The organism is Nannocystis pusilla (genome assembly GCF_026626665.1).
Classification (GTDB): domain Bacteria; phylum Myxococcota_A; class Polyangia; order Nannocystales; family Nannocystaceae; genus Nannocystis; species Nannocystis pusilla.
The window spans coordinates 2,441,534-2,461,177 of the sequence record NZ_JAPNKE010000002.1 but is presented as its reverse complement, the minus strand read 5'-3'; the positions used below and the strand labels follow the sequence as shown (position 1 = coordinate 2,461,177).

Annotated in this window: 15 protein-coding genes and 1 pseudogene; 13 read left to right on the top strand and 3 right to left on the bottom strand. The window is 71.6% G+C overall.

Annotated elements, in window-relative coordinates; all coding sequences use genetic code 11:
• Nucleotides 1-62 precede the first annotated feature (62 nt).
• Nucleotides 63-818, bottom strand: a complete 756-nt coding sequence (locus OV079_RS10715; RefSeq protein WP_267768001.1) for a hypothetical protein — start codon at nt 816-818, stop codon at nt 63-65.
• 341 nt (nt 819-1,159) lie between these two features.
• Here OV079_RS10715 and OV079_RS10710 point away from each other — a divergent pair, with 341 nt between their 5' ends.
• Entirely contained in the window at nt 1,160-2,026 is an 867-nt protein-coding gene (locus tag OV079_RS10710) for an acyl-CoA thioesterase (RefSeq protein ID WP_267767999.1), read from the top strand.
• Nucleotides 2,027-2,120: 94 nt separating this feature from the next.
• Here the strand turns inward: OV079_RS10710 and OV079_RS10705 are convergent, their stop codons facing one another.
• Nucleotides 2,121-3,086 (bottom strand): aromatic ring-hydroxylating oxygenase subunit alpha, encoded by a 966-nt coding sequence (locus OV079_RS10705; RefSeq protein WP_267767997.1) that lies wholly within the window; start codon nt 3,084-3,086, stop codon nt 2,121-2,123.
• Nucleotides 3,087-3,252: 166 nt separating this feature from the next.
• Nucleotides 3,253-4,185: an alpha/beta fold hydrolase gene (locus OV079_RS10700; RefSeq protein ID WP_267767996.1), complete on the bottom strand. Its 933-nt coding sequence runs from the start codon at nt 4,183-4,185 to the stop codon at nt 3,253-3,255.
• A 129-nt stretch (nt 4,186-4,314) separates the two neighbouring features.
• Here OV079_RS10700 and OV079_RS10695 point away from each other — a divergent pair, with 129 nt between their 5' ends.
• From OV079_RS10695 to OV079_RS10635, 12 genes and pseudogenes are all read left to right on the top strand, one after another.
• On the top strand, nt 4,315-5,751 hold the full coding sequence (locus OV079_RS10695) for a sigma-54-dependent transcriptional regulator (RefSeq protein ID WP_267767994.1): 1,437 nt from the start codon (nt 4,315-4,317) through the stop codon (nt 5,749-5,751).
• 51 nt (nt 5,752-5,802) lie between these two features.
• Nucleotides 5,803-7,020 (top strand): ATP-grasp domain-containing protein, encoded by a 1,218-nt coding sequence (locus tag OV079_RS10690; RefSeq protein ID WP_267767992.1) that lies wholly within the window; start codon nt 5,803-5,805, stop codon nt 7,018-7,020.
• 384 nt (nt 7,021-7,404) lie between these two features.
• Nucleotides 7,405-8,511 carry a terpene synthase family protein gene (locus tag OV079_RS10685; protein WP_267767991.1) on the top strand — a complete coding sequence of 369 codons (1,107 nt, stop codon included), beginning with the start codon at nt 7,405-7,407 and terminating at the stop codon, nt 8,509-8,511.
• A gap of 133 nt (nt 8,512-8,644) precedes the next feature.
• Nucleotides 8,645-9,887: pseudogene (locus OV079_RS57625) on the top strand (pyridoxal phosphate-dependent aminotransferase).
• A gap of 202 nt (nt 9,888-10,089) precedes the next feature.
• Entirely contained in the window at nt 10,090-10,887 is a 798-nt protein-coding gene (locus tag OV079_RS10670) for an ATP-binding protein (protein WP_267767987.1), read from the top strand.
• Between the two features lie 277 nt (nt 10,888-11,164).
• Nucleotides 11,165-11,899, top strand: coding sequence for a hypothetical protein (locus OV079_RS10665; RefSeq protein ID WP_267767985.1), 735 nt, complete (start codon nt 11,165-11,167; stop codon nt 11,897-11,899).
• A 260-nt stretch (nt 11,900-12,159) separates the two neighbouring features.
• Entirely contained in the window at nt 12,160-12,768 is a 609-nt protein-coding gene (locus OV079_RS10660) for an RNA polymerase sigma factor (RefSeq protein ID WP_267707315.1), read from the top strand.
• 22 nt (nt 12,769-12,790) lie between these two features.
• Nucleotides 12,791-15,175, top strand: coding sequence for a hypothetical protein (locus tag OV079_RS10655; protein WP_267767984.1), 2,385 nt, complete (start codon nt 12,791-12,793; stop codon nt 15,173-15,175).
• 759 nt (nt 15,176-15,934) lie between these two features.
• A complete protein-coding gene (locus OV079_RS10650; protein ID WP_267767983.1) occupies nt 15,935-16,900 on the top strand; it encodes a hypothetical protein in 966 nt (321 codons plus the stop codon).
• A 109-nt stretch (nt 16,901-17,009) separates the two neighbouring features.
• On the top strand, nt 17,010-17,915 hold the full coding sequence (locus OV079_RS10645; RefSeq protein WP_267767981.1) for a ribulose phosphate epimerase: 906 nt from the start codon (nt 17,010-17,012) through the stop codon (nt 17,913-17,915).
• A 131-nt stretch (nt 17,916-18,046) separates the two neighbouring features.
• Nucleotides 18,047-18,904, top strand: a complete 858-nt coding sequence (locus tag OV079_RS10640; protein ID WP_267767980.1) for a hypothetical protein — start codon at nt 18,047-18,049, stop codon at nt 18,902-18,904.
• A gap of 131 nt (nt 18,905-19,035) precedes the next feature.
• Nucleotides 19,036-19,620 carry a hypothetical protein gene (locus OV079_RS10635; RefSeq protein WP_267767977.1) on the top strand — a complete coding sequence of 195 codons (585 nt, stop codon included), beginning with the start codon at nt 19,036-19,038 and terminating at the stop codon, nt 19,618-19,620.
• Nucleotides 19,621-19,644: the final 24 nt, after the last annotated feature.

Genomic DNA, 19,644 nt, shown 5'->3' with positions numbered 1-19,644 from the left:
ACATGTCCCCATAGACATATCGCCGCGCCGGAGGCCAGGGCCGGCGCGGCGACGGTCGAAGATCACTTGCGACCGGCGCGCGGCGGCTTCGAGGCCTGGATCGTCTTGACCGGCTTGGCCTCCAGTCGCACTCCCGGGCTCGGCTTCGCTTGCGGCTGGATCGGCTGCTTGCCGACCAGCTTGGCCTCCGGCGCGCGCACCTCGTAGAAGCCCTTCGGAGCCGAGCGGGCCGCCGAGGCCCCACCACCGAGCTTGCTGGCGAGGATCTGGCACTCCTGCGCGGTGGCCTCCGACTCGAGCAGCAGGATCTGGGCCTGGCGCACCGTCGACTCCCCGCGGAACGTGCCCGCGATCTCGAAGGTGCGATCGGCGAGCTCGGGCAGCAGCGCGGTGACGTCCTGGACCACCCCGTTGTCGATCACCGACTGCGGCACCAGGTAGCCGGCGATGCCCTCGCGCTTGTAGCCGTGACGACCTTCGCCGAGCTCGTTGAAGTCGGTGGTGTAGAAGTGGTCCTCGTCGTTCCAGTCGCGGTACAGCGGCACCGCGCCGTTCTGGGCAGACGCGTACACGTAGCCGGCGATCCCCTCCTTGTTCCACCCGTGGGCGCCCTCGCGGAGCTCGTTGTAGTCGGTGGTGTAGAAGTGGTCGGTGCCGTTCCAGTAGCGGTACAGCGGCACCGTACCGGCGACCTGCGTGCGGAACAGGTACCCGGGCGACGCCTCCTCCTGGTAGCCGTGGTCCTCGGGGTGCTCGACGTCGGCGGTGTAGAAGTGGTCGGTGCCGTTGTACCAGCGGGTCAGCATGTTCGCCCGCACCGCCGACCTCCGCGCCAGCCTGCGCGCGCTCGGGTCGCAGACACGAGATGTCCCTCGCAGCATGCTCTGAACGCCCTGTCCTTATCGCCATGTTCTGAAGAACATGCCTTCAAGGCCATGTCCATCCGAGCGCCACGACGCGACCCGCCCGCCGTCGCCCGGGAGACCTCCAGCGACTCCTGCTCCTGCCGCAGCCGCCCGCGCTCACCCGGCGTCCGCGTCGCCGCAGCCCGCCACGATCTCGCGCCCCCTCGCACCCGGCGCCCCGCGGCAACGCTCTCCCGCCAGGGCCTCGCCGCGGAACATTGTTCTCGGCGACATTCGAGGTATCATCGCGGGCGATGACGCACCCCGCCGATCTCGCGCGCGACACCGCCGTCGTCCGCAGCCCCGAGGGCCCTGGCCGCTACCTCCTCGACCTCCCGCCGCACTGGAACTACTTCATGCCCTCGGGCGGCGTGCTCATGACGGCGGCCTTGCGGGCGATCGCCGCCGAGATCGACGACCCCACGCTGAAGCCGCTGTCGGCCACCGCCATCTTCTGCGTGCCCGTCGGCGAGGGTCCGCTCGTCATCGACGTCGTCGTCCTGCGCCGCGGCCAGCTCGCCACCCAGGTCCGCGCCGCGCTGTCGGCGGCGGGCGGTCCGTCCCCCGGCCTCGAGGTCGTCGCCACTTTCGGCCGCGAGCGCCCCGGCCCCGAGCTCGGCCTCGTCCGCGCGCCCGCCCTGCCCGGCCCGCACGAGCTGCCGACGATCGACGCGCGCAGTGAGGGCGGCGGCTCCCCGCCGTTCTTCCGCAACTACGACTGCCGGCGCGCGCTCGGCCAGCCGTGGTGGCGCGAGGATCGCTGGGCCCCCGGTCTCGACCGCGCCGCCTACTGGTACCGCCACCTGGTCCCGCAGACCTCGCCCGACGGCCAGCTCGATCCGCTGGCCCTGCCGCCGCTCGTCGATACCATGCCGCCGGCGATGTTCCAGATCGGCGGACCCGTCCTCGCCGACACCGTCGCCCCCAGCCTCGATCTCACCGTCCACTGGCTCGAGGACACCCGCCGCGAGTGGCTCTTGACGCACGCGCACTGCCGCCGCGCGCGGGCCGGCTACGCCACCGCGGACATCGAGCTCTGGGACGACGAGGGCCGGCTGGTCGCCTGGGGCAACCAGCGCATGGTGCTGCGCCGCCGCCCGGCCCTCCCGCCGTCGCGCTGATCGCTGCGCCTTCGGACATGCCCTCCTGGACATGTCTCCTCGAACCTATGCATTCGGACATGTCTACGGCGACATGTCCCATTGTTCACCCGCCTCAGATCGCCCGCGCCCGCAGCGTCGACACCGGGTAGAACTGGCGGGCCCACTTGCGGAACAGCCCGATCGGCCCGTCGCCCTCGCACAGCAGCGGGCGGGCCAAAAAACGCTTGTGCTCCCACACCGCGATGTCCTGCTCGAGCTGGTGGCAGGCGTCCTCCATGAACTGCTGGGCCACGAACGCGGTGGCCGCCTCGTCGGGCACGCGCTTGACGGTGAAGGTGAAGCGGACGTCGACGAACTCGTCGTCGATGGGCGTCAGCGAGGCGATGATGAGCCCCTCGATGAGCCCGCGGTAGCGCGCGGTGAACAAGCCGAAGCCGTACGTATCGATGTCGATGTCGCCCTCCATCACCCCGGCCGGGGTGTCGAAGGCGGTGTGCGAGTTGACCTGGAACAGCGGCCCGTTCATCGTCACCTTCGACTCGGGCAGGCGGATCGCGCCGTGGACGAAGCAGAAGTGGGCCACGTCGAACGCATTCTCGACGATCTCGTGGACGTTGGTGCGGACGCGCCAGCGCCGGCGCGCGTAGCCGGTCCACGCCTGCGACTCGTGCTCGGCCAGCGCAGGCACCTCCCAGGTCGGCGCGTACGACTCGTCGGGCGCGTGGTGGACGAAGATCATCCCGTTCTTCTCGCTCACCGGCCAGCGCCGGAGCATCGCGGCGGGCGGGATCTTCTTCGCATAGGGGATCCCGACGCAGCTCCCCGACCCGTCGAAGCGCCAGCCGTGGAACGGACAGGTGATGTTGTTCTCGATGACGCAGCCGCCGTGCCCGAGGTGCGCGCCGAGGTGGGGGCAATGGGCGTCGAGCACGCGGGCGACCCCGTCCTGCCCGCGGAACAGCACCAGCTTGCGCCCGAAGTAGTGCAGCGGCATCACGCCGGCCGGCTTCAGTTCGTCGGAGTAGGCGACCATGAACCAACCTATCGGGTTGGCGGTGAACGGAAAGCGACTGCTCATCTCGGAGCCCCCTTGTGCGGGCAAACGTGGGCAGCCCCCGCACCGCGGGAGTGTGACGGGCGCCGCTCTCGCGGGTCGTCGGCGGCCCACCGCCCCGCGAACCATGTTCACCGGCAGCCGACCCGCTCGCCCTCACGAGCGGCCTCGGCGATGCGCACGCGGCGACCTAATCGCAGCCGACGTCGCCCGGCTCGTGGCGGCGGAGGAAGTCGACCAGCCGCCGATTGACCTCGTCCGGCCGCTCCTGGTGGAGGAAGTGCCCGGCCCCCGCGATCCGCTGCACCGACAGGCCGTGGGGGAAGTCCTCGCTCCGCATCAGATCGAACAGCCGGGTGTCGAGGCAGCCGTCGTCGGCCCCGGTCAGCGCCAGCGTCGGCACCGACACCGTCGCCCGCATCAGCGCCCGCGAGGTCGCGGCCGCGCGCGTGATCGGGTCGAACATGTCGCGGTAGTACCCGAGCGCCGCCGCGGCCACCCCCGGCTGGCGGAACGTGCGCTTGAGCAGCCGCATCTCCTCGGCCGGCGGCGTGAACCCGGGCGACCAGTCGCGCCACAGCTTGTCGACCAGCGCGAAGTCGTTGCGCCGCAGCGCCGCGTCGGACAGAAGCCGCAGCTGAAAGAAGAACATGTACCAGGAGTTGCGCAGCTGCCGGGGCAGCAGCCGCAGCGCCGCCACCGAGGCCAGCCGCTTCGGGTGCGGCACCGCCATCGCCGTCAGCGACGACAGCCGCTCCGGCGCCCGCGCCGCCACCTGGTAGCCGATGACCGCCCCCCAGTCGTGCCCGACCAGGTGGACGCGCAGGCACCCGAGGTACTCGATGAACCCGAGCACGTCCTCGACCATCCGGATCGTGTGGTAGTCGTCGTCGATCGGCTGGGACGACGGCTCGTAGCCGCGGAGCAGCGGCGCCACCACGCGGAAGCCCGCCTCCTCCAGCGCCGGGATCTGCAGCCGCCAGGTCCGGTGATGGTCGGGAAAGCCGTGCAGACACAGCACCAGCGGCCGCCGGCGGTCCCGCGCCGACGAGCGGGATCCCTCCAGCGCGGTGAACTGTAGTCCGCCCACGGACAAAGTAGTCGTCGGGAAGCTCGCTTCCATGCCGTCCAAGAGGTACCACCGGGGCCGCCCAGGCGCGAGGACCGCCGGGCGGAAGCGGGCGAAACCGGTGTGGGCTCGCGCTCGCCGCGAAATACCCGCAGCGCGTCAAGGAAGGGTAAAACCCTGGTCATGCAGCAGGTGCTCATCGTCGACGACAACCCCTCGGTCTGCACGGCCCTCGAGATCCTGTTCGACGTCCACGGGATGAGCACGCAGGTCGCCCACACCCCGCAGGCCGCGCTCGAGATCATCGCCCGGGGCGACGTCGGGGCTGTCGTTCAGGACATGAACTTTCAGACAGACTCGACCTCGGGCCAGGAGGGCGCCGCGCTGTTCCGCGAGATCAAGCGCCTCGACGCCGACCTGCCGGTCCTGCTCATGACCGCCTGGACCTCGCTCGAGACCGCGGTGCAACTGGTCAAGGAGGGCGCCGCCGACTACCTCGGCAAGCCGTGGGACGACGCCAAGGTCGTCACCACCGTCAAGAACATGCTGCGCATGCGCGAGCTCGGGCTCGAGAACCACCGCCTGCGCGCCCAGTCGGCCCGCGCGCGCAACGAGCTGCAGCGCCACTACGACCTGTGCGGCCTGGTCTACGCCAGCGAGGCGATGCACCGCGTCGTCTCGCTCGCTACCTCGGTCGCCCGCGCCGACGCCCCGGTGCTCATCACCGGCCCGAACGGCTCCGGCAAGGAGAAGCTGGCCGAGATCGTCCACGCCAACAGCCCGCGCAAGCAGCAGCCGTTCGTCAAGGTCAACGCCGGCGGCCTGCCCGACGAGCTGCTCGAGGCCGAGCTGTTCGGCGCCGAGATCGGCGCCTTCACCGGCGCGACCAAGCGCCGGATCGGCCGCTTCGAGGCCGCCGACGGCGGCACCCTGTTCCTCGACGAGATCGGCAACCTGTCGCAGAAGGGCCAGATGAAGCTCCTGCGCGTGCTGCAGACCGGCGAGTTCGAGCGGCTCGGCAGCACCAGCACCAAGAAGGTCGACGTCCGCATCGTCTCGGCCACCAACGCCAACCTGCGGCAGATGATCGCCCAGGGCATCTTCCGCGAGGACCTGCTGTTCCGCCTCAACGTCATCGAGATCCGGATCCCCCCGCTGCGCGAGCGCAGCGAGGACGTCCTGCCGCTGGCGGAGACCTTCCTGCAGTCTCAGGTCGGCCCCGGCCGCGACCCGCTGCGGCTCGGCGACGAGGCCATGCGCGCGCTGCTCGGCCACGACTGGCCCGGCAACGTGCGCGAGTTGCAGAACCGGATCCAGCGCGCCACCTTGCTGTGTCAGAGCGGCGAGGTCACCCCCGCCGACCTCGGGCTCGACGACAAGGCGCCGGCCAGCGACGGCACCGTCACGCCGCGCAGCCACCCCACCTCGGACGCCAAGCCGGCGGCCGTCGGCAACAACGAGGAGATCGAGGCCGAGCGGCGCTCGATCATCGCCGCCATCGAGACCCACGGCGGCGTCATCGCCCGCGCCGCCGCCGAACTGGGGCTGTCGCGCCAGGCCCTCTACCGCCGCATGGACCGGCTCGGGATCAGCCTCGAGCGGCAGCTCAAGCAGAGCTGAATCGTTGCGCCCGCTCGGGCGCCCTGATACCCATCGAGGCGGAGCTTTCGCATGAACATCCTGCTCTTGTCCCCCGGCTATCCCGGCGAGATGCCCAGCTTTACCCGCGGCCTCGCCGACGTGGGCGCGCACGTCTACGGCGTCGGCGACCAGCACCCCGGCGCCTTGCCCGAGTCGGTGCGCGAGCGCCTCGCCGGTTATCTTCAGGTGCGCTCGCTGTGGGACGAGGCCGCCGTGGTCGAGGCCGTGCGCCGCTGGCCCGAGGCGCGCCGGATCGACAAGGTCGAGTGCTTGTGGGAGCCCGGCATGCTCCTGGCCGCGCGCCTGCGCGAGGGCCTCGGCGTCGACGGCCTCGGCGTCGCCCAGACCCTGCCGTTCCGCGACAAGGAGCGGATGAAGCAGGTCCTCGACGCCGCCGGCCTGCGCACCCCGAAGCACGTCCGCTGCAACACCACCGCCGAGTGTTGGGACGCCGCCGAGCAGATCGGCTTCCCGATCATCATCAAGCCGATCGCCGGGGCCGGCTCGGCCGACACCTACCGCGTCGACTCGGCCGACGAGCTGCGGGCCGTGCTGCCGCGCCTCGGACATGTCCCCGAGGTCAGCGTCGAGGAGTTCGTCGACGGCTCGGAGTTCACCTTCGACACCGTCTGCATCGAGGGCCAGGTCGCCTACTTCAACGTCGCCTGGTACCGCCCGCGGCCGCTCGTCGCGCGCAGCAACGAGTGGGTCAGCCCGCAGGTGATCGCCCTGCGCAACGTCGACCAGCCCGCGCTCGCGGGCGGCGTCAAGCTCGGGCACGACGTCATCCGCGCCCTCGGCTTCCGGTCCGGCTTCACCCACATGGAGTGGTACCTGAAGGCCGACGGCGAGGTGGTGTTCGGCGAGATCGGCGCCCGTCCGCCCGGCGCCCACCAGGTCGACCAGATGAACTACGCGTGCGACTTCGACGTGTTCCGCGAATGGGGTCGGGCCGTCGCCTGGGGGCGCTTCGACGTCGACATCGAGCGCAAGTACAACGTCAGCACCATCTACAAGCGGGCCGTCGGTCAGGGGCGGATCCAGCGGGTGGTCGGGCTCGACCGGATCCGCAAGCTCTACGGCGAGCACATCGTCTGGGACAATTTGCTGCCGATCGGCGCCCCGCGCCGTAACTGGCGCAACACGCTCGTATCCGATGGTTTCTTGATGCTGCGCCACCCCGAGCTGCAGTCGCTCGTGTCGATCAGCGACGACATCGGCGAAAACCTGCAGATCTTCGCCGGATGAGCCGCGACCCGGCGGCTGACCCGAGGGACAGCCGCGGGCGCAGAGGGCCGGGGATCATCCCCGCGCTTTCTGCGCGATTCGATGTACTGACACGCATTCCAGTCGCAGTCACACCTGCATCACCCCCGTGGTCGCGGCTCCGCAGGTGGGTGCCTCGGCGTGGCGGATGCGGCTCGCGGATGCCGGCCGCGGCGGGTGCAGAGCCGCGTGCACACTACCCCACCCATTGTCGCCAAAGTGCGGTCCACACGCGGATCCGGTATAGCTTGGAGTGGCGTGGTCGTCGGAGTGCCCACAAAGCAGCGGAGGCAGGTGCAGGCGTGCGCCAGCTTGTTGCGACGAGTGATCCGACGCAGGATCACAGACGCTGACCGAAAGAGCCCCATGCCTCCCCAGCTCGCAGCCAGCCCGTTCAGCATCCGCCTCGAGTCGATCGCGACGTCGTCGGCGCTGAACCGGACCGGGCCCGCGCTGGTGGCCATCGCCGGGCAGCAGGTCGAGATGCACCGCTTCGCGTCCGCCTCGGTACCGCGACCGCGGGCCATGCAGCGCCCCACGCTCGAGTGTCCCTATCAGCCGTCGGTCCACCCCGCGGCCGACAAGATCCACGAGCGCACCGTCGAGTGGGCCCAGGCGATGGGCTTCGCGCGCAGCCAGAAGCACATCGACGCCCTGCGCGACAGCCGGATCGGCCACCTGCTCGCCCGCACCTTCCCGGCCACCGCCGACATGGTCGCGCTGCAGGTCGCGGTCGACTGGACCACCCTGTTCTGCTGCCTCGACGATCGCCTCGAGCAGATCCACGGCGCCGTCCTGGTCGCCGCCTACCTCCGTACCCTGCTCGGCGTGTTCCGCGACGGCGCCCGCCCGCAGCTCGTCGACCCGATCGCCCAGGCCTTCGGCGACCTGCGCGAGCGCATGCTCGAGCTGCGGGTGCCCAACTGGATCCCCCGGTTCTCCGCCTGCGTCGAGCGCCTCTTCAAGGCCTTCATCGACGAGGCCAAGTACCGCGCCGCCGGCGTCGTGCCGGCCTTCGCCAGCCACAGCAAGATCCGCCAGATCACCGTCGGCCTCCACACCGGCTTCCTCCTCGGCGAGCTGACCGAGCGCATCTTCCTCCCGCCGGACGTGCTCGAGCACGAGGGGGTGCGGGCGCTCGAGCGCAGCGCCAGCACCATCGTCGGCTTCGCCAACGACATCTACACCGTCGAGAAGGAGCGCGCGAAGGGCGAGGTCAACAACACCGTGCTGGTGCTCATGCACGAGGACGGCCTCAGCTTCGACGCCGCGATCGCGCGCACCGTCCAGCTTCACAACATCGAGATGCGGGAGTTCGAGCGGCTGGTCGCCGACCTGCCGAGCTTCGACGAGGACATCGACGAGCAGCTGCGCCGCTACGTCCAGGTGCTCATCCACTTCATCGCCGGGCACGACGACTGGGCGCGCAACAACGGCCGCTACCACGCCGGGGAAGACGGCGCCGTGCGTTGACGCGATCGCACCGGCCGCGGTCCGCGAGGCGCGCCGCCCGGGACCCTGCCTGCGCCGTGTTTGCGCCCGTGCGCGGGCCCTGGTCGCGGCGGTCTTCTCAACGGCGGCAAACCGTCTCACACTCCGCCTGCCCATGACCGCACCCAGCCTGTCCCGCCGCGGGCTCGACGCCCCCGCGTCCCCGATCCGCCGCCTCACCCCCTACGCCGATCAGGCGCGGGCGCGCGGGGTCACCGTGCATCACCTCAACATCGGCCAGCCCGACCTCGCCACCGTGCAGCCGATGCTCGCCGCCTACCGGGCCTACGACGAGAGCGTCGTCGCCTACAGCCCGTCCGAGGGCTACCTGGCCTATCGGACAGCTCTGGCCGAGCACTACAACGGCCTCGACGCCGCGCGCGGCGGCGGCCCCGTCACCCCGAGCCAGATCCTCGTCACCGTCGGCGGCAGCGAGGCGCTCCTGTTCGCCATCGCCGCCGCCTGCGACGTCGGCGATCAGATCCTCGTCGCCGAGCCCTACTACACCAACTACCGCGGCTTCTCGCACCTCCTCGGCGTCGACGTCGTGCCCGTCTCCACCCACGCGCGCGAGAGCTTCGCGGTCCCGCCCGAGCGCGTGCGGGCGGCCATCACCCCGAAGACCCGCGCCTTCATCATCCCCTCGCCGGGCAACCCGACCGGCATGGTGCTGAGCGCCGCCGACCTCGCCGCGCTCGGCGAGGTGTGCGTGCAGGCCGGCATCTTCTTCGTCGTCGACGAGGTCTACCGCGAGTTCGTCTACCCCGAGGAACCCACGGCCGCGGACGCTCCGGCGCCGCGCGCCCCCTCGGTGCTCGCCGTGCCCGGCCTCGCCGATCACGCGGTGATGATCGACTCCGTCTCGAAGCGCTACTCGGCCTGCGGCGCGCGTCGGCTGCCTCGTCACCCGCAACGCCGCGCTGTACTCCGCCTGCCTGCGCTTCGGCCAGGCGCGCCTGTCCCCGCCGACCGTCGATCAATACGCCGCGCTGGCCGCCCTGCGCACGCCCGCCGCCGACATGCGCGCCATGGTCGACGAGTACCGCGCCCGCCGCGACGTCATCGTCGCCGGCCTCAACGCGATCCCCGGCGTCTCCTGCCCCACGCCGACCGGCGCCTTCTACCTCATCACCGATCTGCCGGTCGCCGACGCCGAAGACTTCTGCATCTTCATGCTCCGCGACTTCGACCTCGGCGGCGAGACGGTGATGATGGCGCCCGCCGAGGGCTTCTACGCCACGCCCGGCCTCGGCAAGAACCAGGTGCGGATCGCCTACGTCCTCGGCCGCGACAAGCTCGCGCGCTGCCTCGAGATCCTGCGCGCCGGCCTCGAGGCCTACAACCGGACCTCGCGCTGACGCGCCGGCGACGCAAGCCTCCTGCCTCGCCGCGATCTCGGCCACGACGATCGCTCGTCGACAGCGCGTCGTGCTCTCCGGTCCCCGCGATCGCCCGCCGCACCGCCCGCCGCGCCGCTGCGCCACGCGGAGCTCGCTGCCCGGGCGAGGTCGCGCCGAACCGCGGGGCCACGCCGGACGCAAGGCCGGTTACACTCCCGGCATGAGCCTCGTGGCCCCCACGCCGCTCGGCTTCGAGCGCAGCCCCGTCGCCGGCACCAGCGTCGACGACCTCGACCTCGCCGCGCTCGAGGCCTACGTCCGCCGCCGCGTCCCTGGCCTCGGCACCGAGCCGGGCGTCCATGAGCGGGCCGCGCAGCGCCTGGGCCTCATCGGCGTCACCGCCGGTCAGCCCACGCCCACCGTCGTCGGCCTCATGTCCTTTGGGACAGCCCCGCAGGTCGCCCGCCCCGAGTGGGGCGTCTCGATCGTGCGGATCCGCGGCGCCGCGCTGGCCGACCCGGTCGCGGCGCGGCTCGACGCCGAGGGCAACCTCGCCGAGCTCGTCCGCCTCGGCCTCGACTTCGTGCGCGCCAACACCCGCGCCGCGCCCAACCTGCTCGTCCCGTCCGACCTCGCGCCGGAGTACCCCGAGGAGGCCGTGCGCGAGGCGCTGGTCAACGCCCTCGTCCACCGCGACTACCGCCTCAGCGGCCGCGTGTCCCTGCGGATCTTCAACGACCGCCTCGAGATCTGGAGCCCCGGCGGCCTCGCCCTCCCGATCTCGCTCGACGAGCTGGCCCAGCACGGCGGCGCCTCGTTCCCGCGCAACCCGCTGCTGGCGGCCACCGCCCGCCACCTCGGCCTGCTCGAGCAGATCGGCCGCGGGATCCCGGCGATCCGCCGCAGCATCGCCGGCGCCACCGCCCTGCCCGTCCAGTTCCACACCTCGCAGACCGAGGTCCGCGTGATCCTGCCGTCGTACATCAACGCCTCGATGGGCAACGTCTCCGGCAACTGACCCGGCGGACATGTCCTTCGGGGCATGCCCATCCGGACATGCCCTCGGGCGCATGTCCCCACAGCCAGGCCCATGCGCCCGCCGTGGGGCGACAAGGTCCGGCCGACCGGAGGCGGGGCCGCGTGTACGCTCGCGGCAGAGAGCGATCCGCCTCCGGCCAGCCGGAAATTCGAGCTTAAAACACTCCGCCTGGCACGACGCCGACGCGCAGGCGCTGAGCGCGTGGTAGAGCGCGTGGCCGTCGGGGTCGCCGTGGCACACCGCGTCGTCGTGGACGGTGAAGCAGCCGGTCCAGCACACCGTGTTGCCGTGGCAACCCGCGACCTCGTCGCAGCAGCTCGCGCCCAGGCACGTCGTGCAGTCGTCCTGCGCCAGCTCGGCCAGCGCGTCCTCGCAGGAGCCCGCCGGCGCGCCGATGCACTCGGCTTGGCACGCGCCGCCCTTGCACTCGAGGTACGCGTCGACGCGCGCGTGCGTCTCGGGCGTCGACTCGCACGCGTCGCCGTCCTCGCCGGCCACGCACGCCACGCACGCCCGGTCGCCCTGGCAGTCCGCCAGCGCCTCGCAGCAGGCCTCGCGCATGCAGCCCGTACACTCGTCGGTGGCCTCGCCCGCGCAGGCCTCGGTGGTGGTCGAGGGCTCGCCCGTCGCCGTCGTCGCGCTCGCCGCAGTGGTCGCGTCGGTGGTGGGCCCGTGCGTGGTCGCCGTGCTCGTCGTCGCCATGGACGTACCTGCCTCGGAGCTCTCGGCGCCCGTCGTCGCCGACCCACTCGTCGTCGTCGCAGCCTCGGTGCCCGACACGGACGTCTCCGTCGTGGTCGTCGGCTCCGCGCCGCAAGCGAGCGCGGCCGCGAGGAGGAGGCACAGCGGAGATCGGGCAAAAATTCGCGTGGTCATGTCGGCAACGATGTCGCCATGTAATGATATTCATTTTCAAAAACTAATTCAATCCATTACCTGCTGGCGAAAAGTGGACTTTCTCGTTTACGATCTTGATTCTAATTTTCAATAAACCGCCAATTCTCGTTGCCAATTTTCCCCGTCGTCGGCCAACGCGCGCGCGACCCCGGGGACCTCGAGCTCCCCACGGGACGCCGTGCGGCGCATGTCGACGCTCGCGTGTCTCCGCCTCCCGCGAATGCTCCGAGCGCGCGTGCGGTGCCGTCGCGCGCGCGAAGTGAGGTCGAGCCGGCGACGCCCGCCGAGTTACGGCCGTCGCGCCGGCCCGTGCGGCCGCCGCGTCCGCCGGCCTGCGGTACACTGACCTTCGGCATGCAGCCCGACGAAGAGCTCTACGTCGCCTGGCGGGGCGGCGACAGCAAGGCCGGCGTCCAGCTGTTCGAGCGCCACTACCCCGCGATCGCCCGCTTCTTCCGCAACAAGGTCGACGACGACGCCGGCGACCTCGTGCAGAAGACCTTCCTCGCCTGTCTCGAGAGCAAGGAGCGGATCCGCGGCGACTCCAGCTTCCGCACCTTCCTGTTCGCGGTCGCTCACAACGTCCTCTACAAGCACCTGCGCGGCAAGCTGCGCGAGGGGGCGCGCCTCGACTTCGGCCTCACCAGCGTGCACGACCTGCGGCCCACGCCGGCCACCTTGCTCGCGCGCCGGCGAGAGGAGCGGCTGCTCCTGCTCGGGCTGCGGCGGATCCCGCTCGATCACCAGGTCCTGCTCGAGCTCTACTTCTGGGAGAAGCTCGGCGCGCGCGAGATCGCCGACATCCTGGGGGTTCCCGAAGGCACCATCCGCACCCGTCTGCGCCGGGCCAAACAGCTGCTCGAGGCGGCGATGACCGCGCTGGAGGACGGCGCGGCCGAGCTGCGCGACAGCCTCGGCGACCTCGACGCCTGGGCTGCGGCCGTCCGCGGCCAGATCGGCTAAGAACCACTGCGAGCCCGCCGCGATGTCGATCCACGCCGCCGTCCGTCGACACTTCACCGCACCGGTCCTGCGCAGGCGGTGGTTCGTCCTCCTCTTCACCCTCGGGCTCACCACCCAGCCGCTGTTCGGCGCGCTCGGCTACGAGGGCGCGCTCGTCCTCACCCCGCTGATCAGCCTGTTCGCCCTCGCCGTCGGCGTCGACGCGGTGCGCGACACCCGGCAGGCCCACGCCGCCGACCCGCACGCCCTGTCCCTTCAGACATCCGGTGAGCGCCTGCGCCTGCTGTTCCTGCGCGGCCTCGGCGACCTGTGCAGCCTGCTGACGCTCTCGCTCGGCGCCTTCATCCTCGCCAACTTCTGGCAGGTCAACTGCGACCTCCCGGGCGGCCTGCTGTGGTTCCTCGTCCTGCCCACCGCCTCGGGCCTGCTCGGCCTCGTCGCCGGCCTGTGGGGCGGCGTGCTGGCCGATCGCCGCGGCGTCCAGCTGCTGCTCGCCGGCGTGCCGCTGCTGTTCACGCTGGTGCTCGGCCTGTGGCGGATCTACGTCGACCCGGTCGTCTACGCCATCGACCCGTTCTGGGGCTACTTCGCCGGCCCGCTGTACGACGAGGCCATCCCGATCACCGCCCGCCTGTGGTGGTTCCGCGCCTACAACTTCCTCATCGCCGGCGCCGCGCTCGCGCTGCTCAGCCTGACCTTGGGGCCAGGTCTCAAGTTACAGCTGCGCGGCGTCAGCCTGCGCCGCTCGCCGTTCACCGTCGCCACCTTGTTCGCCTGCCTCCTGCCCGGCACGTTGCTCGGGGTGTTCGCCGCCGAGAACGGCTTCCACGCCACCGAGGCCAGCCTGGCCAACGCGCTGCCGCGCACCCGCGTCACCGACCACTTCGTCATCCACTACGCCGCCAACTCGGCCGCCGCCCGCGACATCGACCTGCTCGCCGCCGAGCACGAGTTCGCCTGGCGCCGGCTCGCCGCGCAGATCGGCCGCGAACCGCGGGCTCCGGTCCACAGCTTCGTGTTCCCCACCCCCGAGCTCAAGCGGGCCTGGATCGGCGCCGGCAACACCGAGGTCGCCCCGCCGTGGCGCGGCCACATCTACCTCAACGAGCAGACCTTCCCGCACCGCGTGCTCCACCACGAGCTCGCCCACGTGTTCTCGTACACCGTCGGCGAGCCGCTGTTCGGCACCTCTTCGGCCGTCTCGTGGCGCGGCCTGCGGGTCAACCTCGCGCTGATCGAGGGCTTCGCCACCGCGTTCGCCCCGCGCAGCGAGTCGGGCCTCGACCTCCACGACCAGGCGGCGATCCTCGACCGGCTCGAGCTACGACCTGTCCTCGGGGACATCATGGGCCTGGGCTTCTGGGGCAAGTCTTCGCGGCGGGCCTACACCGCGGCCGGCTCGTTCTGCCGCTGGCTCATCGACACCCGCGGCGTCGACCCCTTCCTCCGCCTCTACGGCACCGCCGGCGACTTCGAGCTGGCCTACGGCACCTCGCTCGACTCGCTCGAGGTCGAGTGGCTGGCCTTCCTGCGCGCGCGCCCGCTGCGAGCCCGCGACATCGAGGCGTTGCGCCAGCGCTTCAAGCAGCGGCCGATCTTCCAGCGCCCGTGCGCCCACCGGGCCGCCGACCTGCTGGCCGAGGCCAACCTCGCCCACCACCGCGGCCTCGAGACCGAGCGCATCGACGTCCTGCGCGACCTCTGCAGCATCGAGCCCGAGCAGCCCGAGCACCGCCTGCTGCTGGCCCAGGCCGAGGCGCAGGCCGGCATGCAGGACGCCGCCGCGGCCACCCTCGCCGAGCTCTCGCGCGTCACCGACCTCACCGACACGATCGCCGCCCTGGTCGACGAGCGCCTCGGCGACCTCGCGCTGGCCCGCTTCGATCTCCCGGTCGCGCTCACCTACTACGACCGCGCGCTCACCCGCGGCCTCGGCGACAACCAGGTCCGTCAGCTGCAGATCAAGCGCATGGGCGCCGCCGACCCGGCCCTCGCGCCGCGCGTCCTGGCCTACTTCGATCCGTTCGAGCCCAACCCCGAGCACCCGAGCGAGGCCGTGCTGCGCCTCTACGCGGCCGAGCAGATCGCCGCGCTGCCGCGCTACGCCCCGCTCGGCGGCTACCTCCTCGGCCGCCAGCTGCTCAACGTCCAGCAGGGCGCCGCCGCCATCGAGCCGCTGCAGCGCGCGCTCCACCCCGAAGACGACGAGCACCCGCTAGCGACCTCCGAGCTGCGCCGCGGCGCGATGTTGATGCTGCTCGAGGCCCAGGCCCGCGCGCGCAACTACGACGCCGCCGCCCGCGTCCTCGCCGAGCTGCAGGAGGACCCCGACGCCGACAGCGGCCTGCGCCTCGACGCCACGCTGTGGACCGAGCGGCTCGAGTTCCTGCGCACCTACCTGCCCTGAGGCCGAGAACAGCCGGCGTCCTGCGTGCCCGAAACCGACCCGGACGGCGATCGGACATTTGGCTAATTGCACCATTTATTCTTCAAAAACTACCTTTCGTTTTATTTCTTTTGCCGCTGATCCGGGTCACAATGCAGGCGAGATGTCAGTTTCCCGCCGCACGCGCACCGCCAGCATCGCGCGACTTTGTGTCTGGACCGGCCTGCTCGTCGCTGCCGCGACGCGCCTGTCGGTCGAGCCGAGCCGCGTATCCGCCCACCCGGCTCCGACCGCCCGCGTCGAGCCCTTGAAGCGCCCGCTCGGGCCTGCCGAAGAGGACATGTCCTTACGGACAGCCTTTGCAGCCGCCGGCGCGATCGCCCTATCCACCCGCCCCAATCCGACATGTCCCTTCGACCAGGGGTGCCCCTCGTCCGACGAGGTCGCCCCCTGATCGCCGGACCGTTCGGACATGTCCCGCGGGCCATCCATCCCCTTGCTGACAGCCGCCTGCGCCGGGGCCCCGACCCTGCGGGCGCGGGCGCCAGCGACGGCTCGACCGCCGTGGTCCCCATGACCTTCTCCGCCTCGACGACCGGGACCTCGGCCGAGCCCCGACCTCCGCGAGCTCGAGCGACGGCGCCGACGGCGACGCGACACCTCGTCGCCTCGCCCTGCGCGACGCCGCCCCCGCTGCCCCTCGCCTGTTGCCTTTTCGGACATGTCCATCGTGACATGACTCTTCAGACACCTATCCATCTTCACCAGGTATCACCGCTTATGTCTCGCCGCCCGCTCGTCCTCCTCTCGCTCGCCCTCGCCGCCTGCGTCGCCCGGCCCACCGGGGACACCGACGACCAATCGACCGGCGAGCCCGCGACCACCACCGGTCCTACTCCCGACACCACCGGCGGCACCACGACTGCGCCGACCACCACGCCGGCGACCACCCTGCCCGCGCCGACCACCACCGAGCCCACCGGCGGCGACCCGACCACCGACGCGCCCGAGCCGACCACCGACGACGCTCTCACCACCAACCCCTTCATCCCCCAGCCTGACGGCGGCCCGCAGATCGAGTGCGACCCGTGGGTCGAGGACTGTCCCGAGGGACAGAAGTGTATGCCGTGGGCCAATGACGGCGGGAGCAGCTGGAACGCCCTCAAGTGCGTCGACATCGTCCCGGACCCTGACGGCCTCGGCGAGCCGTGCAGCGCCATCGGCTCGGGGGTCAGCGGCGAGGACACCTGCGACAAGCACATGCAGTGCTTCGACGTCGACCCCGTCACGCTCCAGGGCACCTGCCTCGCCATGTGCACGGGCTCGCCCGACAAGCCCGGCTGCGACCAGCCCGACGCCATCTGCAGCCTCTCCGGCGAGGGCGTGCTCATCCTCTGCATCCCCACCTGCGACCCCCTCGCGCCCGACTGCGAGCCCGGCGACGCCTGCATCCCCCACCCGAACGGCTCGGGCTTCATCTGCGTTATCGATGCCGGCGGCGACGAGGGCCAGCTGTTCGGCGCGTGCGAGTACGTCAACTTCTGCGACCCCGGCCTCCTCTGCATCGAGTCCAGGTTTGCCGCCGAGTGCGACCAGGACGCGATCGGCTGCTGCCTGCCGTACTGCGACCTGACCGCCCCGCCGAGCTGCCCCGGCGCGGGCCAGGAGTGCGTCCCGTTCTTCGAACAGGGCCAGGCCCCGGCCGGCCACGAAGACCTCGGCGTGTGCGCCCTGCCCCAGCCCTAGCTTTTCGGACAGGTCTCATCCGCCATGTCCGATGCGACATTCTCTGAATTTCATGTCCTCCAGGCCATGTCCTGAAGACCAGTCTTAATCCCATTAGGAAGTTACCGTTATGTCCCGCCGTCCCCTCTTCCTCTTGCTCACCCTCCTGCTCGCCTGCGACTTCCCCATCATCGACTTCGACTCGACCGGCTCCGGCGACGAGTCCACCGACAGCCAGACGAGCGCCGGCGAGACCGACTCCGGCGCCTCGACGAGCGCGGGTACCGGCGACGACCCCTCCGTCGGCACTACCGGCGAGCCGCCCGTCCCCAGCACCGGCGAGACCACGGTCGTCCCCGTCCCGACCGACGTCGGCGGGATCGAGTGCGATCCGTACGACGACCAGTGCCCCACCGGCGAGAAGTGCGTCGCCTACGGCGACCCCGGCGGCTTCGAGTGGTCGCTGTTCAAGTGCGCGCCGATCGCTCCGGCGCCTGGTCAGGCCGGCGATCCCTGCACCGTCGTCGGCGAGGTGAACTCCGGCATCGACTCGTGCGACAGGGGCCTCATGTGCTTCTGGATCGAGGCCGACCTCACGGGCACCTGCGTGCCCTGGTGCGGCGGCAGCCCGCAGAACCCGACCTGCGCCGATCCGGACAGCTACTGCGCCGTGGTCAACGGCGGGCTGAGCCTGTGCCTCCCGACCTGCGACCCGCTGGGCTCGGACTGCGCCGCCGGCGAGGTGTGCGTGCGCTCCCCGACCGAAGACTCGTTCACCTGCATCCCCGACGACAGCGGCGCGGAGGGCCAGGAGTTCGATCCGTGCGAGTACATCAACGTCTGCGACCCCGGCCTCGCGTGCGTGCCCTCCGACGCCGCGGTCGAGTGCGACCCGCTGCAGATCGGCTGCTGCTCGCCGCTCTGCGACCTCACCCAGCCGAACACCTGCCCCGGCGTCGGGCAGGAGTGCGTGCCGGTGTTCCAGGACCCGGCGCCGAAGTACGCGGACGTCGGGGTCTGCGCGCTGCCCGGGTGATGGAGCGTCGCGCCGCCGCGGCGCGGTGACTCGATCCCGCCGCGGCCTTTCAGCTCGCCGAGAGCGGCGTCGCGAGCGAGCTCGCCGGCGCCCTCGCCCTGCCCTCGACCAGGCGCGCTACACTCGCGGTCGTGCGCACCTCGGCCGTCCTCCTCCTGCTCGCCTGCGCGTGCGCGGGCGCTCCCGTCGGCCCCGCGGGCACCACCGCCGACGCCGGCTCGACCACGAGCGGCGGTCAGCGCTGGACCACCGAGGTGCAAGATCCGACCACCGGCACCACCGGCACCACCGGCACCACCGCGGCCGGCACCACCGTCAGCGAGCCGGAGCTGCCGAGCGACGGCTTTCACTGCGACCCGCGGGTGCAGGACTGCCCGGCCGGCCACAAGTGCACCCCGTTCGCCGCCGACATGGGCGACGACTGGAACGGCGCGCGCTGTGTCCCGCTCGCCGTCGATCCGGCGGGGCTCGGCGAGCCGTGCGAGACCGAGGGCTACCCGCACAGCGGCATCGACGACTGCGGCCCCGGGCTGATGTGCTGGTACTTCGAGAGCAACACCGATCTGCACGGTCGCTGCCTCGGCCTGTGTGACCAGGACGACGGCTGCGTCGACCCCGACGCGCGCTGCTACGTGCAGCAGTCGGTCAGCTACCTCTGCTATCCGCTGTGCGATCCGCTGGCGCAGGACTGCCCGCCGCCGGCGACCCTGTGCGTGCGCTCGAGCAGCGTCGACGGCTTCATCTGTCGCTACGCGCCCGCGGGCGAGCCGGCGGGTGCGGGGATGCCCTGCGCCGGCGAGACCGAGTGCGCGCCCGGGCACGTGTGTGATCCGGCCGACCTCGTGAGTGGCTGCGCGGGAGAGCGCTGCTGCGCTCCGCTCTGTTCTTTGAGCCAGCCGAGCTGCCCGGCCGAGCTGCCGCAGTGCCAGGCCTACGACCCCGCGCCGCCGCCCGAGTACGCCGACCTGGGGGTCTGTCGCGCCGCGTGAGGTCGGCGCCGCGCCGCCCGCCGCGCGCGGCTGCGGGCCTGTCGATCTGTCTCTTCGGCCAGCCGTGCCGCGCGGCCCCCGCGCCGCGATCGTGTTAAACTGCGGCCGCAATGATCGCCGGCATGTCGCCCATGGCCCTGCTCCTGAACGCCATCCTCGCGGCGCTGGCGGGCTTTTTGCTGGGCAACCTGTGGTACCGCCACCGCCGCGCCCTCGACCGCGACCGGGCCCGCTGGTCCGGCCTCGCCGAGCGGCGCGGCTGGCACCTCGTCGAGCGCGCCGGCGGCTTCGCGGTCATCGGCAACGCCGACCAGGTCGCCTTTCACCTCAGCCAGGGCGCCCTGGCCCACGGCGACCTCGGCGTGTTCCTCGAGGCTCGCATCGACCGCAGCCCGTGGGTCGTGATCGAGGTGTTCGCCCTCAGCTCGCCGATCGCCTACACCGCGCGGCGACCCGGCGACCGCGTGCGCACCGGCGACGACGCCTTCGACGCCCGCTTCGCCACCCACGCCTCGCCGCCGCGGCGGGCCGCCGCCCTGTGCGACGCGCCGCTGCGGGCCGCGCTCGAGGGCCTGCCGCGCCCCTACCTGATGGTCCAAAACGGCATCGTCGTGCTGATCTGGCCGTGGGACAAGCTGCCGACCGACGCCCAGCTCGACGCGGCGCTGGCCGTCCTGCGGGCCCTGGCCGCCCACGCCGCGCCGGCCGCCAGCTGAACCCGCGGGCATGTCTCCACGGGC

Coding starts and splice junctions, on each gene's coding strand:
- OV079_RS10700 (WP_267767996.1), bottom strand. CDS start 4,185: ATGGAAGCGAGCTTCCCGACGACTACTTTGTCCGTGGGCGGACTACAG.
- OV079_RS10660 (WP_267707315.1), top strand. CDS start 12,160: ATGCAGCCCGACGAAGAGCTCTACGTCGCCTGGCGGGGCGGCGACAGC.
- OV079_RS10685 (WP_267767991.1), top strand. CDS start 7,405: ATGCCTCCCCAGCTCGCAGCCAGCCCGTTCAGCATCCGCCTCGAGTCG.
- OV079_RS10650 (WP_267767983.1), top strand. CDS start 15,935: ATGTCTCGCCGCCCGCTCGTCCTCCTCTCGCTCGCCCTCGCCGCCTGC.
- OV079_RS10655 (WP_267767984.1), top strand. CDS start 12,791: ATGTCGATCCACGCCGCCGTCCGTCGACACTTCACCGCACCGGTCCTG.
- OV079_RS10670 (WP_267767987.1), top strand. CDS start 10,090: ATGAGCCTCGTGGCCCCCACGCCGCTCGGCTTCGAGCGCAGCCCCGTC.
- OV079_RS10695 (WP_267767994.1), top strand. CDS start 4,315: ATGCAGCAGGTGCTCATCGTCGACGACAACCCCTCGGTCTGCACGGCC.
- OV079_RS10705 (WP_267767997.1), bottom strand. CDS start 3,086: ATGAGCAGTCGCTTTCCGTTCACCGCCAACCCGATAGGTTGGTTCATG.
- OV079_RS10690 (WP_267767992.1), top strand. CDS start 5,803: ATGAACATCCTGCTCTTGTCCCCCGGCTATCCCGGCGAGATGCCCAGC.
- OV079_RS10635 (WP_267767977.1), top strand. CDS start 19,036: ATGGCCCTGCTCCTGAACGCCATCCTCGCGGCGCTGGCGGGCTTTTTG.
- OV079_RS10710 (WP_267767999.1), top strand. CDS start 1,160: ATGACGCACCCCGCCGATCTCGCGCGCGACACCGCCGTCGTCCGCAGC.
- OV079_RS10645 (WP_267767981.1), top strand. CDS start 17,010: ATGTCCCGCCGTCCCCTCTTCCTCTTGCTCACCCTCCTGCTCGCCTGC.